The sequence below is a fragment of the Anaerolineales bacterium genome (assembly GCA_030583885.1).
Lineage (GTDB): Bacteria > Chloroflexota > Anaerolineae > Anaerolineales > Villigracilaceae > Villigracilis.
In genome coordinates, this window is sequence record CP129480.1 from 4056283 (window position 1) to 4069363 (window position 13081).

General features: G+C 49.6%; 17 protein-coding genes. 3 read left to right on the plus strand and 14 right to left on the minus strand.

Annotated features, from left to right (window positions below; all coding sequences use genetic code 11):
* The first annotated feature begins 64 nt into the window (after positions 1–64).
* The gene (locus tag QY332_20320; GenBank protein WKZ35962.1) at positions 65–478 is read left to right on the plus strand and encodes a homoserine O-succinyltransferase; all 414 of its coding nucleotides are present in this window, start codon (positions 65–67) and stop codon (positions 476–478) included.
* On the opposite strand, the gene QY332_20325 is transcribed toward QY332_20320, so the two are convergent.
* Positions 466–954 carry a transposase gene (locus QY332_20325; GenBank protein WKZ35963.1) on the minus strand — a complete coding sequence of 163 codons (489 nt, stop codon included), beginning with the start codon at positions 952–954 and terminating at the stop codon, positions 466–468. The two genes, QY332_20320 and QY332_20325, sit on opposite strands and share 13 nt — an antisense overlap.
* A gap of 25 nt (positions 955–979) precedes the next feature.
* Positions 980–1459, minus strand: coding sequence for a winged helix-turn-helix domain-containing protein (locus QY332_20330; protein WKZ35964.1), 480 nt, complete (start codon positions 1457–1459; stop codon positions 980–982).
* Between the two features lie 66 nt (positions 1460–1525).
* Between QY332_20330 and QY332_20335 the strand changes: the two genes are divergently transcribed.
* Together QY332_20335 and QY332_20340 are read left to right on the plus strand one after the other, a co-directional pair.
* Entirely contained in the window at positions 1526–2077 is a 552-nt protein-coding gene (locus tag QY332_20335; protein WKZ38480.1) for a homoserine O-succinyltransferase, read from the plus strand.
* A gap of 9 nt (positions 2078–2086) precedes the next feature.
* Complete coding sequence (locus tag QY332_20340; GenBank protein WKZ35965.1) at positions 2087–2524, plus strand: GNAT family N-acetyltransferase; 438 nt, start codon at positions 2087–2089, stop codon at positions 2522–2524.
* A 4-nt stretch (positions 2525–2528) separates the two neighbouring features.
* Here QY332_20340 and QY332_20345 read toward each other — a convergent pair whose 3' ends face one another.
* The 12 genes from QY332_20345 to QY332_20400 all read right to left on the minus strand — a co-directional run bounded on the left by QY332_20345 (position 2529) and on the right by QY332_20400 (position 13080).
* Positions 2529–3398 carry a 5'-3' exonuclease H3TH domain-containing protein gene (locus tag QY332_20345; protein ID WKZ35966.1) on the minus strand — a complete coding sequence of 290 codons (870 nt, stop codon included), beginning with the start codon at positions 3396–3398 and terminating at the stop codon, positions 2529–2531.
* 68 nt (positions 3399–3466) lie between these two features.
* The gene (locus QY332_20350; GenBank protein ID WKZ35967.1) at positions 3467–3826 is read right to left on the minus strand and encodes a DUF2200 domain-containing protein; all 360 of its coding nucleotides are present in this window, start codon (positions 3824–3826) and stop codon (positions 3467–3469) included.
* Between the two features lie 61 nt (positions 3827–3887).
* Complete coding sequence (locus QY332_20355; protein WKZ35968.1) at positions 3888–4481, minus strand: DUF1801 domain-containing protein; 594 nt, start codon at positions 4479–4481, stop codon at positions 3888–3890.
* 9 nt (positions 4482–4490) lie between these two features.
* Entirely contained in the window at positions 4491–5816 is a 1326-nt protein-coding gene (locus QY332_20360) for an MFS transporter (protein WKZ35969.1), read from the minus strand.
* A gap of 182 nt (positions 5817–5998) precedes the next feature.
* Positions 5999–6559, minus strand: coding sequence for a dihydrofolate reductase family protein (locus tag QY332_20365; GenBank protein ID WKZ35970.1), 561 nt, complete (start codon positions 6557–6559; stop codon positions 5999–6001).
* Between the two features lie 11 nt (positions 6560–6570).
* The gene (locus QY332_20370) at positions 6571–7947 is read right to left on the minus strand and encodes an FAD-binding oxidoreductase (GenBank protein WKZ35971.1); all 1377 of its coding nucleotides are present in this window, start codon (positions 7945–7947) and stop codon (positions 6571–6573) included.
* A gap of 138 nt (positions 7948–8085) precedes the next feature.
* Positions 8086–10335: an excinuclease ABC subunit UvrA gene (locus QY332_20375; protein WKZ35972.1), complete on the minus strand. Its 2250-nt coding sequence runs from the start codon at positions 10333–10335 to the stop codon at positions 8086–8088.
* A gap of 111 nt (positions 10336–10446) precedes the next feature.
* A complete protein-coding gene (locus tag QY332_20380; protein WKZ35973.1) occupies positions 10447–10896 on the minus strand; it encodes a DUF1801 domain-containing protein in 450 nt (149 codons plus the stop codon).
* A 177-nt stretch (positions 10897–11073) separates the two neighbouring features.
* On the minus strand, positions 11074–11667 hold the full coding sequence (locus QY332_20385) for a dihydrofolate reductase family protein (GenBank protein WKZ35974.1): 594 nt from the start codon (positions 11665–11667) through the stop codon (positions 11074–11076).
* Positions 11664–12128, minus strand: a complete 465-nt coding sequence (locus QY332_20390) for a VOC family protein (GenBank protein WKZ35975.1) — start codon at positions 12126–12128, stop codon at positions 11664–11666. The genes QY332_20385 and QY332_20390 overlap by 4 nt, the downstream gene beginning before the upstream one ends.
* A gap of 16 nt (positions 12129–12144) precedes the next feature.
* Positions 12145–12525, minus strand: a complete 381-nt coding sequence (locus tag QY332_20395; protein WKZ35976.1) for a DUF1801 domain-containing protein — start codon at positions 12523–12525, stop codon at positions 12145–12147.
* A 3-nt stretch (positions 12526–12528) separates the two neighbouring features.
* Entirely contained in the window at positions 12529–13080 is a 552-nt protein-coding gene (locus tag QY332_20400; protein WKZ35977.1) for a DUF1697 domain-containing protein, read from the minus strand.
* Position 13081 lies beyond the last annotated feature (1 nt).

The window sequence follows — 13081 nt, forward strand, 5'->3', positions numbered from 1 at the left end:
TGGTTTCGATACACATTCGGCTATAGCCTCAGGCTACCCAACTACCGATGTTGGAAAATACATTATGCCTGTAAAAATCCCCGCCACCCTGCCCGCCCGCGCGACACTTGAACGCGAGAATATCTTCATCATGGATGAAGATCGTGCGCTTCATCAAGATATTCGCCCTCTACGCGTTTCGATTCTGAATCTGATGCCAACCAAGATCACCACCGAGACCCAGCTTTTACGTCTACTCTCCAACTCGGCGCTTCAGGTCGAGGTCACGCTGCTGCACACCGCCACGCACGAATCAAAAAATACTAATGCGGACCATCTGCTCAATCACTATCTCACCTATGAAGATGTGAAACATGAAAAATTCGATGGGCTGATCGTCACGGGCGCGCCCGTCGAGCAGATGCCATTCGAAGAAGTCGATTATTGGAATGAGCTCACTCAAATCTTTGATTGGGCAGAGACTATTCAGGTTAACTGAAGTTGCCTAACAGAAAGACCGGCGGCATGAAAGAAGCCAAGAAGTAAGTCTGGTCGACGACGCAAGCGAGCAAAACCACGATCAAGCATTGAGCGAATCTCCTCTTTAGAAGTTGGACGAGCATTTCTGAGATGTTGTTTAACATTTCCGTGACAATACTCTTCCGGATTGAGCTGTGGAGCGTAAGCAGGTAACTCTTCAATCATGATCTCAGGATGCTGGCAGAGATAAGCTTTGGTGAGCTTGCTAAGATGAATACGGGCTCGATCCCAGATCAAGATGATTTTTCCAGGTACCTGCCTACGGAGGTGTTCAAGTGCCTCAATCAAGTTATCGCTTTTTATCGAACCTTCAAAACATTTCTTGTAGATCTTGCCTGTAAGTGTCAGCGCTACGGCTGTCGATAGCGCTCGACGATCTTTGGTTACCCGTCGAAAAACGGGTCTCTTGCCAGTCCGAGCCCACGTCGTAGCCAATATTTCTTGAAAGGAGAACCCAAATTCATCCCAAAATACGATTTTTGCTTTGAGACGATGTGACTTTTTTTATCCTTGGCCAATCTCCTAGCAACCAAGCTTCCACTAACTCTTTTTCCTGTTCAATAGCCTGTGGCATTGGCTTTTGTGGACTGAAACCTAGTTTGCGCAACAATCGATTGAGGTAATTCGGATGATAAGTGACATCAAATTCTCTTTTGATCAATTTTTGGACACGGTCCAATGTCCAGCGATCAGTTGGATATCCATTCGCCAAAGCCCCTCGTTCCAGCTTCCTCTTTAAGCTTTGCTTTTGTGGATTACTCAACTTCGGCTCGCTACCAGCCGCTTTTCTTTTTTGGAGTCCGCGCATACCTTTTGTTTCTATGATTCTGGCCCATTGGCCGACCGTGGCCCGGCTTACTCCGAGGTGTCTTGAGATTTCGGCTTTTGACATTTTTCCAGCTTTCAACAGCCGTCCACCTTCAAGCCGTCTTTCTTCCATTTGTTCTCGGGTTAGGTATGATGGTTTCCATGTCATACCGACTATTGTAAATCAATCTAAGTAAACCTGAATAATGTCGAATCCACCTTTCACATTTGCTGGGGAGCGCAGGCGGGACTTTACCACCGCTACGAAATCCCAAAATATGACCTGCCCCACAAAATGTTCGGCGTCTTCGAGCACCGCATTCTCAATCGGACCCTTCGACACGCTCAGGGCAGCGCCCCAAGCCTGCTGCGCGGTTTCGACGACATTTTTCTCGCTCCCCACTCCCGTCATACCGAGATCCGCCGCGCAGACATTGAGAAGCGCCCTGAGTTACAGATCCTTGCCGAATCCGATGACGCGGGCGTGTACATCGTCGGGTCGAAAGATGGACGTAACCTCTTCATCATGGGTCATTCGGAATATGATCCGCTCACCCTCAAAGCCGAATATGACCGTGACGTTAATAAAGGGTTGCCCATCCACGTCCCCAAGAATTACTATCCCGACGATGACCCACAACGAGAACCCACTGTCCGCTGGCGTGGACATGCGAACCTGTTATATTCCAACTGGTTGAATTATTATGTCTATCAAGTCACGCCGTATGACGTGAACAAGATTCCCCAATAGAGAATACCCTTGGCAAAAATCACCCTGCGTCCCGTCACCGAAGCGGATTTGTCCATCCTTTTTCAACAGCAACTTGACCCAGAAGCGGCTGCCATGTCCGCCTACCCATCAAAAGATCGGGGCGAGTTCATGCGCCACTGGGAAGGGATATTGAAAAATAAAAGTTTGACCGCGCGAACCATTATCTATAAAGAGAAGGTTGCGGGTCACATCCTTTGCTGGAAAGAGGGAAAGTACGAGCAGCGAGTCGGTTATTGGATTGGCAGGGAATTTTGGCGCAGGGGAATCGCCAGCGCGGCGGTGATAGAATTTCTAGAACAAGTCAAAATCCGCCCACTGTATGCGGAAGTGGTAAATCACAACGTCGCCTCAAAGCGCGTGTTGGAGAAAAATGGATTCATTATTCACGACGAAGGCGCGAAAATTTCAAAATTCAAACTTGATTAACCCGCTACTCCCACTTCTTGACACGTTCCAAAATACTTTCACTGCCCAACTCTTTACAAACCCTCTTCAAACGCGGAGTTGCTCCCTGCCATTTCAAATCTGCCAATGTTTCCTTCAAAGGCATATCCATTCGCAATGTGGACAACTCTCTAAACAGCAAGGCATCCTTGTAATTCTTCTGCAGATTCTCAAGTAAGGTCGTGGCACGCCCCACACTCAAACCAAGTTTGGTTGGGTCATTCGGAATATTTTCGATATGCCTGTACTTCGCCAACACCGTCGCCGTGGACTTCTCACCCCAGCCTTGAATGCCGGGGTAGCCATCGGCAGAGTCACCCACGAGCGCCAGAAAATCGGGAATGGACTCTGGAGCCACACCAAATTTTTCAGTCACGCCTTTTTCATTCAATAGAATCTCGCGGCGTCTGTCCCAACAGATGACACGGTCGCCGTCCACCATTTGAGTCAAATCCTTATCCACCGAACAGATGACGATCTGTTCCACCGATTTGACCTTTTTGAACTTCGCAACCGCTGTCGCAATCGCATCGTCCGCTTCAAACTTGACCATGGGCCAGACCACCAGACCTAAAGCGGATACTGCCTTTTCCGCCAGTGGAAATTGATTCAAGATGACAGGGTCAACGCCTGCGCTTGATTTGTAGCCTGCATACATCTTGTTGCGAAACGACTCGATGACATGGTCAAAGGCAACCGCGACATGCGTCACTTCGGGGTCAGAGAGGAGCAAGAGCATACTGCGCAGCAATCCAAGAGTGGCGCCGACTTCCTGTCCACTTGTGGGTTTTTTAGGCGGCGCGCCAAAATGGGCACGGAATAATTCATAGGTACCGTCAACCAAATGGATCTTCATTCAAACTCCTTATAACTCTCTTTCAGGGTGAGACAATACAAAACAGCGGTTCTTCATGGTCGAACGACTTACTGCCGAAAAATCTTCTCCATCGCTTTTCCTTTTGCGAGTTCGTCGATCAGTTTATCTAAATAGCGAATTTTTTTCATCAGCAGATTTCCGATCTCTTCCACACGAACACCACACACCACCCCCTTGATCAGCGCACTATTTGGATTAAAGGCTGGCGCTTGGTCAAAAAAGGTTTCAAAACTATTCCCTTTATTAATTTGCTGTTGAAGCCCTGCATGGTCATAGCCCGTCAGCCAAAAGATAATTTGGTCAACTTCCGCTTTCGTGCGGTTTTTGCGTTCCGCTTTTTTAACATATAACGGATATACATCTGCAAATTTCATTCCAAATAGCCGATGATTAGGGTTATCTTTCATTACTAAAACTCCTCGTAATTTTAAGTCGTTGGCGATCAACGTCTGAATCAAAACGCCGCGCCTATCCCAACTCGATCAACTTGATCAAGTCTTTCAAGGCTTTTTCCAGAAGAGGCTTTTTTGCCCTTATATCTTGCATATCCGCAAAATAAGCCTTGCGCCTATCTTTGTAATCCCCTTCGAGAATTTTACTTTTGACCTGCGGGATCAACGGATTATGAAACACCAAAAATATCCGTTTCGTCTCCCATAAATTAAACGTCACCAAATACTCGCCTTTATAATTGAAGGATGGCGCCTTCCACTTGATCTCTTCATTGATGTCTTTATTAACACTCTTGATGATGGTACGCACCGCTTCCACCTCCGCTTTGAGCGGGTGACCCAGTTCCCGCAGAAATTCCTCCACCTGATCAGTGCGACTGACAGGCGAGCCTTTCTTTCTCAACTTCTCCCCTGCCTTGCCCTGTTTGAACGATAAGCCTTCCGCCTGCAACGCTTCACATAGAATGCCAAGTGCTTTCGGTCCCATCCCATGCAACTGAGCAAGTTCCGCTTCAGTGACTTTGGTCAATTGCTTCAGATTCGTATATCCCGCCGCTTCCAAGGCGCGGGTGGCTGGCGCGCCGATTTTGGGGAAATTAGAATTCGGCATACATACTCCTTACGCCAACTCGCCTTCCGGCAAGCTCTCAGCAGGCACATCGTCCATATATCTATTGGACAGCAATTGATAATATTTTGTATTCATGGCAATTACTGTTAGGACTAAACCAATAATACCCGTAACCGTGAACACCAAAGCAATGCCTCGATCTGCACCTGTGCCAAACCAAGCACCGATCAAGCCAACGCCTGCACCAGTGGTCATAAACGGGATGAAAAAGGTCTCAGCAATGGGACCAATCAAAAACGTCGTCAAAGGCGCGGCGGATTGCTCCACGCTTTGAGCGAAACCGAATACCCGTCCCTGTCTTTCTTGCGGGACAACTCTTTGAAGAATCGTCTGCTCCGCGGCTTCGATAAACGGTACAACACTGATGTAAATTAACATGCCCACCGCAAGCAAGCTGATGGACGGTTGAATCGTAAAGACCGCCGAGATGATCCATATAATGATGTTGGCGGCGAACATCGCCACCAGCGGATTTTTGCCCAAACCATATTTAGCGATAAACAACCCGCCAATGATAAAACCGCAGCTGATCACCGCAAAGAGCAGCCCCCAGGCTTCTACAGAAACAAGCGATAGACCATACGCATCCATAAGACCCATGAATGTGCCGCCCAAAAAGTTGTTAATGGTGGAGAAAAGGATCAACGCCATTAAACCGGGAATCGCCGCGACCACGGCAAAGGTGCCGCGCAAATCCACTTTGGGTTGATGTTCAAGATGCACGATCTCTTTTTCTGGAATCTCTACAAACCAGATATGAAGAATTGAAAGAAGCATCATCGCGATTCCAAGAATCAAAACATAATACATGCCGCCCGCGCCAACCAACAAACCACTGATGGCAGAACAGATCAGGAATGCGATACCAAAAGCGGTACCAGTGAGCCCATTGGCTTTGGCACGCTCATCTTCGGGAATCAAAATCGTCACCAAGGTTGGCACTGCAATCGAGCGGATATTCCCCGCAATCACACCAACTAAAAGGAGTACATTAAGAATCCACAACGTAACGCTGGTTGGATTTTTCCATTCTTCGGCAGGCGTGCTTACATAAAGCACAAAACCAGCTATATAAATGAGTAAAGAAATCACGCCCGAAAGAATCATGGCATTCTTTTTCTTGTTATGGTCGACCAAACTGCCAAACCAAATACCCAAGCCAGCCGTCATTACAAGATAAATTCCTGAAACAATCGAGGTGGCAGTGACGGATCTGGTTTCAAGGTAAATAAAAAATATCATCGCAAACCAAACCGTCATATTCGTGACGTTGGCTAAAACAGTATTCGCTAAAACTTGATAAAAAGTTTTCACAGATTATCCTTATTTATTCTGTACACCCGTCATTGCGAGCCGCCGCTTTTGCCTTTGGCGGCGAAGCAATCCCCTCACAATTTGAGATTGCTTCGGGCAAAACCAAGAGCGCCCTCGCAATGACGGATTTTCCTCGTATTTGATGGTAAAGAATCTATTACTAAAACATTCCTTTAGATGATTCATCGAACAAAACGGAAACAGAGATGCGTCCTACCGCCGGGCAATTCCACCACTTTGATTCGTTCCAAGTGAGTCTGGCTCTCGTCAAGATGTTCAAAGAAGCGCAGCCCACCGCCAAGCAGGATGGGCATGATATCCACATGGAGTTCATCGGCGAAACCGGCTCTCAGGCATTGCTGCGCCGTGCTCGCCGCACCGATGATGTTGACGTCTTTATTTCCTGCGACTGCTTTTGCCTGATGAATTGCGCTTTCCAAACCGTCTGTCACGAACGTGAAGGTCAATTGCTTCGTCTCTTTTGGGTGCTTCTTTGGGGCGTGATGGGTAAGGACAAAGATCGGCACTTGGTACTCATAATTCCCCGCAAACCAATCGGGGTCTTCTGCCATCGCGAATGAATTGCGTCCCATCACCACGGCGCCCGTGTTTTGAATGGATTCTATGCCCAGATCAGTTTCGAGCCAACCCACGAGGTCGGTGTAAAGAGGGTTCACGCTGCCGTTGCGGTCGTTGATGAAGCCGTCAAGCGATATGGTTGTACCTAAAATAACTTTACTCATATCAAAGAATCCTATTTGGGAGGAATGTTCTGATTCAATCTGAATAGATTGGTCGGATCGTACTTCTTCTTGATCTCAGTCAGCCGCTCCCACGTCCCATTCGGGTATGCCGCGCGGACATGCACCTCGCCCTCATCGCCGACAAAATTCACATACATGCCCTTGTCGCTTTGCTGCAACGAGGAAAAGAATTCGGTCACCCATTCTTCATGGATTTCCTTCTTTTCAAGATTTTCATACAACGCGGCAAGATTCGCCATGATCTTGGATCGACGATGGGCGAACGCTGTCGCATCGGATGGGACACGCGCCATCGCGCCTCCCATTACCCGAAGCTGGGTCACCGCCATGGAGCCAGTCGAACGCTGCAAGCGCTCCAAGATCAACTCCGCATCGGAGCGGGTGACGTGGTCAAGGAACATCGTCCGCGCTGCCGCAATGGGATGGTACTCCCCCTCCTCGGGCGGGTACATCTCAGGGTAGTGCATCGGGCGCAGCATATCGGCGTACGGTGTGGCAAGTGCGCGGAAGGGAGCAACCACATTTTCACCTTCAGCAGGATCGCCCGCATAAACCATCATTGCCATGATGATTGGCGTGCCATGCACCTCTTCAGGCAGGAAGAGCATCGGCGGGGCGGTCATCACATTCAAAATGGTGGATAACTGCTCGGGTGCAGAATCAGCTTCAACCATGAAAGAAGCGATCGTGTCCGCTGTGGCAGGCAGGAAGAGCATCCCGCCAAGGACCATATCCACTTCATGCAATTGGAATTTGAAGCGTGTGACAACGCCGAAGTTGCCGCCTCCGCCGCGAATCGCCCAGAAGAGATCGGGGTGCGATTTATCGTCCACATAAAGGAGTTGACCATCTGCGGTGACGACTTCGGCAGCGAGCAGGGAGTCAATCGTCAGCCCATATTTGCGGACGAGAAAACCAACGCCGCCACCAAGTGTGAGGCCGCCAAGACCGACCGAGCCGGTATCGCCAAAACCAGTAGCGAGCCCATGTGCGCCGACTGCGGCTGTAAATTCGCCAGCGGTCAAACCAGTCTCTGCCCAGGCAGTTCGTTCTTCGAGATCGATCTGCAAGTCTTTCATCGCAGAAAGATCAAGCACGATGCCGCCTTCCGTTGTGCTGTGACCCGCGCCGCTGTGACCGCCGCTGCGAATGGCCAACTCGAAGTCATGCTCACGCGCCAACGAGACAAGGCGCGAGACATCGCCCGCATCTGCCACACGGATGATCGCCGACGGGCGACGGTCAATATTTCCCGAGACAACCTTCCGCGCGGATTCATAGCGGGGGTCGTCTGGGGCGATGACTCTGCCATTGAACAAAGCTCTCAATTCTGAAACAGAGGGGGGAAGTATTTTTTGTGTCTTCATGTTAAAGTCTCCAAATTCTCTAAAGGTCGAACTACTTTTAAATTGGTGTTACACAGCAGGGGCGACCCTTTCTTCTCAATTAGCTATTAGGTCTACCATGACGGGTAGCCCTACGATGAAATCGTGTAAAGTGAGTTTTTAATTCTTTAGATATGCACTTGTAAGAGATTGCTTTGCTTTCAATAACTCCTTGGGCGTGCCTTCGAACATGATCTGCCCGCCTTTGCTGCCGCCTTCGGGACCCATGTCGATGATCCAATCAGCGTTCTTGATGACGTGCAGATTGTGCTCGATGACCACAACGGTATTGCCTGTGTCCACGAGACGGTTGATGACTTCCATGAGATGTCCAATATCGGACATGTGCAAGCCTGTGGTCGGTTCATCCATGATGTAGATGCTGCCCTTTTTATGCAACTCGCTGGCGAGTTTGATGCGCTGACATTCGCCGCCTGAAAGCGTGCTCAAGGGCTGGCCGAGCCCGAGATAATCCAAGCCTACATCGCTCATGGCTTGTAATTTTTTGACAACTTCTTTGATCTCAAAAAATTCAAGCGCCTGCCCCACGTTCAGCGCCAGCACATCGCTGATGGATTTGCCGTTGAGTTTGTATGCCAGCACTTCATCTTTGAAACGTTTGCCGCCGCAAATTTCGCAGGGAGTTTTGGCTTCATTGAGGAATGCCAGATCGGTGTAGATCACGCCGAGTCCCTGACAGTTTTCACAAGCGCCCTTCGAGTTGAAGCTGAACAGCGAAGCCTGAACCTTGTTTGCCGACGCAAACGCCTTGCGGACATCGTCCAGAATGCCCGTGTATGTGGCGGGGTTGGAACGGCTGTTGACCCCCACAGCAGATTGGTCGATCATAATCGCATCGGGATGTTGGTATTGAAAAACATCATTGATGAGCGAACTCTTGCCAGAACCCGCCACGCCCGTCACTACGGTGAACACTCCTGTGGGGATGCTCACACTGACGTTCTTCAAGTTGTTGACCTTCGCGTTTTTGATCGGCAATTTGCCCGTTGACACGCGAAACGACTCTTTCAACGGGACGGATTGCTGCATGTGCCTGCCCGTCAACGTGTTGGACTTGAGCAAATTGGCATAACTTCCTTCGTAGACGATCTCGCCACCCTGCGGACCCGCATGCGGACCCACATCCACGATATGATCCGCCACTTTGATGACATCGGGGTCATGCTCCACAACGATGACGGTGTTGCCTTTGTCACGTAATTTTTGCAGCAACTCGTTCATGCGATGCACATCGCGCGGATGCAAACCCACGCTTGGCTCGTCGAAGATGTAGATGACATCGGTGAGACTGCTGCCAAGGTGTTTGACCACCTTCACGCGCTGCGACTCGCCGCCTGAAAGCGTATCCGTTTCACGGCTGAGGCTGAGATATTCCAAGCCAATATCCACAAGGTTCTGCAATCGTTCAAGGATCGCTTTGACCAATGGCTCGGCAGCGGGTTCTTTGAACTTCTTCAACGTCTCGATCAAGACTGGGATTTCCATACTCGTCAGGTCACCGATGTTGTAGCCATTGATCTTGCACTTCAAGACTTCCTGACTCAAACGTGCTCCGTGACACAGGGTGCAGGGGCCCATTGTCATGAAAGGTTCCACCATCTTTTGAGTCCGCTCGGACTTGGTCTTCAGGTCACCTTTGATGTATTTGTTTGTAAAGCGGGTAACAATGCCCTCGAAGGTCATGTTGAAATCTTTTGCCCCAACTTTTGTCTTGATTTTTATCGGTCCACTGTGTAAGAGATCGTCCATTTCCTTTTTCGAATATTTGGACAACTTCTTATCAGGGTCGAACATGCCCGTGCTGATGAGTTGACTCCAGTACCAGCCTTCGACGGCATAATCTGGAAATAAAATTGCGCCTTCGTTCAAAGATTTGGAGGCATCCAAAAACTTATCCAAGTCCACGTCTAACTTGCGCCCAAGTCCATTGCAGTTCGGGCACATCCCTTTCGGGTCGTTGAAACCGAAGACATTGGAGGGACCCACATGCGGTTGACCGATGCGGGAAAACATCAGGCGTAGAATCGTGTTGATGTCGGTGACCGTGCCCACGGTCGAGTGTGAACCGCCGCCCATCCGCTTCTGATCCACAACAATGGACATGCTCAAGTTCTCGATGGAATCCGCTTCAGGTTGGGAATACTTCGGCAGGAAATTACGCACGAACATGCTGAAATTTTCGTTGAGCAGTCGCTGTGATTCGGTCGCGATCGTATCGAACACAATGGACGATTTGCCCGAGCCAGATACGCCCGTAAAAATGGTGATCTTGCGTTTGGGGATGCGCAGCGAGACGTTCTTCAAATTGTTTTCACGCGCGCGGTGAATTTCGATGTATTCCTGTGGCATTGTCTCTCCTCTATACTCTTTGCCGAACATTAACGCAAAGGGTGGGTAAAAGCCAGGTTCTACCCACCCAGGATGAACTATTTATTCCAAGCGGTCAGGGCGAGATTACACTCAACTCACCGCTTTCTTCACGAGCGCAATGATTCTGTTTTCCTCGGCGGCGGTCAACTTTACCAATGCAAAGGATGCCGCCCACATATTACCATCGTCAAGTTTCGCATCGGGCTGGAAGCCGAAGGTTGCGTAGCGCACCCCGAACTTGCTCGCCGCCTGAAAGAAGCAAATGACCTTGCCATCCGCGTCGGCATAGGCGGGCATGCCATACCAGGTCTTCGGCATGAGACTCGGCGCGGCGGCTGTGACGATCTCATGCAGCCTCTTCGCCATTGTTCGCTCTGGCGCTGGCATCGCAGCGATTGCCGCAAGTACGGTGCTTTCTCCAGCCGCCCTGTCTTTGCTTGCGCGCGCTTCCGCCTTCAGTTCTTTGGCGCGTGCCTTCATCGCGGCTTTTTCTTCGTCCGTGAATCCCGCGGACTTCTGCGTATCCTTCTTTGGGCTCATAGAAACCTCCTCACAGGTGAGTTTTATATTTTAGAACGTATTTTCTAATCGGTCAAGACATTTTTTGTCCGAATTATTTCCCATCATACGCCTTTTGCAGGTCAGATACAATGATTTTTTGCATCTTGAACATGGCATCCATCACCCGTTTGAATTTCTCAGGGTCGGGGTCGGCCGTCAACTTCCGGTTGTGATTGCACCTGCACGCTCGTAATTCACGACGATGACGCCTTTCGAGGTGACTGTGCTTTCCGTCACCTTGAACGCCGCGGGAGTCGCGCCATCGGCAAACAACCGTTTTCCACTGCCTAATGTTATCGGATAGATCATCAGCCAGAACACATCGACCAAATCATGCTTGATAAGCGTCTGAATAAGATTACTGCTCCCCCAAACATGCAGATCGGGACCTTGCTGTCCCTTGATTTTGGCGACTTTTTCTGCAATATCTCCATCTAAAAACACAGACGGCTGCCATTCGCTCGAAGTTCTGGTATTCGAGGCAACGTACTTGGTCGCCGTGTTGACGCCAGGCCATACGTCCGCATGTTTCGGCCAGTACGGCTCCCAAATTTCAAAGGTTTTGCGCCCCACCAAAAGGTCGAACGGCAGGTTCATCTGCCCTCTCAAAGCTGTTCCAAGAATCGCGTCGGAATAGGGCGCCATCCATCCGCCATGTGCGAAGCCGCCACTGGTATCTTCGTCTGGTCCCCCTGGGGCTTGTATGACACCATCAAGGGAGATGTGTTCAAGCACAATAATTTTTCTCATGATTGGACTCCATCATACGCCTTCTGTAAATCTGCCACGATGATTTTCTTCATCTGAAGCATCGCCTGTGTGACGCTCTGTGCCTTCGCGGGGTTGGGGTCGCCCATCAACTCACCCAACTGCTGCGGAATGATCTGCCACCATAAACCATATTTATCCTTACACCAGCCGCACATCGACTCTTCTCCCCCATCGGCAACGAGCGCGTTCCAAAAATGATCCACCTCCGCCTGATTTTCGCAGTTGACGAACATCGAGATCGATTCATTGAATTTGAATCGCGGACCCGCATTCAAGCCCATGAATTCCTGCCCGTTCAATTCGAACGACACGGTGAACGCCTTGCCATCGGGTCCATGTGAAACGCTGTTCACCTTTGAATTCTTGAAGAGCGAGACATAAAAATTCATCGCCTCTTCCGCCTGCGTATCGAACCACAAAAATGGGGTGATCTTTTTCATTTCTAAAATTCTCCTTTTACTTTTTGGATTTCATCATTTTCAAATTTTGCGCCACATGCAACTTGATGATCTTCGTGACGAGTCTCATCGGCATCGGTTCATCGAGCGGAAATTTGACCGTGCCTTTGCCGTCCACATAATTGGATACTTCTTCCTCGAACGCTTCATCCCCCGCCGGAACCGGGTACAGCGACACATGCTTTTTCCACCCCGCAAAATGGATGATGTTCTTCCCATTCAACTCAAACGCCGCGATCTGATAACTGATTCGTTCCTTCGCTTCGGGGACAAGTTTATTGATCGTCGCCCGTATCGTTTGCAAACGCTCCTGTGACTGCGGCGGACAAGCAGCAATGTACTCATCAATGGAAGTGAAGCCAGATTTTTGGTTTTTCATAAATTATTCCTTTTCCATCAAAGCCAGCAATTTGGTCGTCGTATTCCAATTGCGGATGGTCATGGATTGATACACAGGCAGTGAAATGATTTTCGTCAAATGGCTTTGCGATGCCCTGCTAACAAGACGCGAGAAGTACAGGACATGCTCACCCATATGTGCAGCATCCACACCTTCCTTCGTGCTGACATTTTTCATCGCCTCTTTCGGAGTGAGCGGCTCTTTCAGAAAGATCACGTCGTAACGGTATCTTTCAAGTTCGCTGCCAAACCCGCGCGGCGCGGTATCCACGGTCTTTTTGAGTTCCTTGTGAGTCACAGTCACCAGACGGGCGGCATAGTTGAAGCGTTTGGGGAGTTCCATTTCGATGAGGTTCGTCAACTTCGCCTTGTCCTTTTCAGCAGACTTGAACAACACATTCCCGCTTTGGATGTAGGTAACCACATCAGAAAATCCCAAAGACTCGAAACAAGCCTTCAAGTCTGCCATCTTGATGATGTTCTTTCCGCCGACGTTGATTCCGCGCAGCAAGGCGAGATATTGAGTCACTGCCATT

Bases quoted from the DNA above. Each gene is read 5' to 3' on its own strand.
- QY332_20320 (WKZ35962.1), top strand. From the start codon at position 65: ATGCCTGTAAAAATCCCCGCCACCCTGCCCGCCCGCGCGACACTTGAA.
- QY332_20330 (WKZ35964.1), bottom strand. From the start codon at position 1,459: ATGGAAGAAAGACGGCTTGAAGGTGGACGGCTGTTGAAAGCTGGAAAA.
- QY332_20345 (WKZ35966.1), bottom strand. From the start codon at position 3,398: ATGAAGATCCATTTGGTTGACGGTACCTATGAATTATTCCGTGCCCAT.
- QY332_20350 (WKZ35967.1), bottom strand. From the start codon at position 3,826: ATGAAAGATAACCCTAATCATCGGCTATTTGGAATGAAATTTGCAGAT.
- QY332_20355 (WKZ35968.1), bottom strand. From the start codon at position 4,481: ATGCCGAATTCTAATTTCCCCAAAATCGGCGCGCCAGCCACCCGCGCC.
- QY332_20365 (WKZ35970.1), bottom strand. From the start codon at position 6,559: ATGAGTAAAGTTATTTTAGGTACAACCATATCGCTTGACGGCTTCATC.
- QY332_20370 (WKZ35971.1), bottom strand. From the start codon at position 7,947: ATGAAGACACAAAAAATACTTCCCCCCTCTGTTTCAGAATTGAGAGCT.
- QY332_20375 (WKZ35972.1), bottom strand. From the start codon at position 10,335: ATGCCACAGGAATACATCGAAATTCACCGCGCGCGTGAAAACAATTTG.
- QY332_20380 (WKZ35973.1), bottom strand. From the start codon at position 10,896: ATGAGCCCAAAGAAGGATACGCAGAAGTCCGCGGGATTCACGGACGAA.
- QY332_20385 (WKZ35974.1), bottom strand. From the start codon at position 11,667: ATGAGAAAAATTATTGTGCTTGAACACATCTCCCTTGATGGTGTCATA.
- QY332_20390 (WKZ35975.1), bottom strand. From the start codon at position 12,128: ATGAAAAAGATCACCCCATTTTTGTGGTTCGATACGCAGGCGGAAGAG.
- QY332_20395 (WKZ35976.1), bottom strand. From the start codon at position 12,525: ATGAAAAACCAAAAATCTGGCTTCACTTCCATTGATGAGTACATTGCT.
- QY332_20400 (WKZ35977.1), bottom strand. From the start codon at position 13,080: ATGGCAGTGACTCAATATCTCGCCTTGCTGCGCGGAATCAACGTCGGC.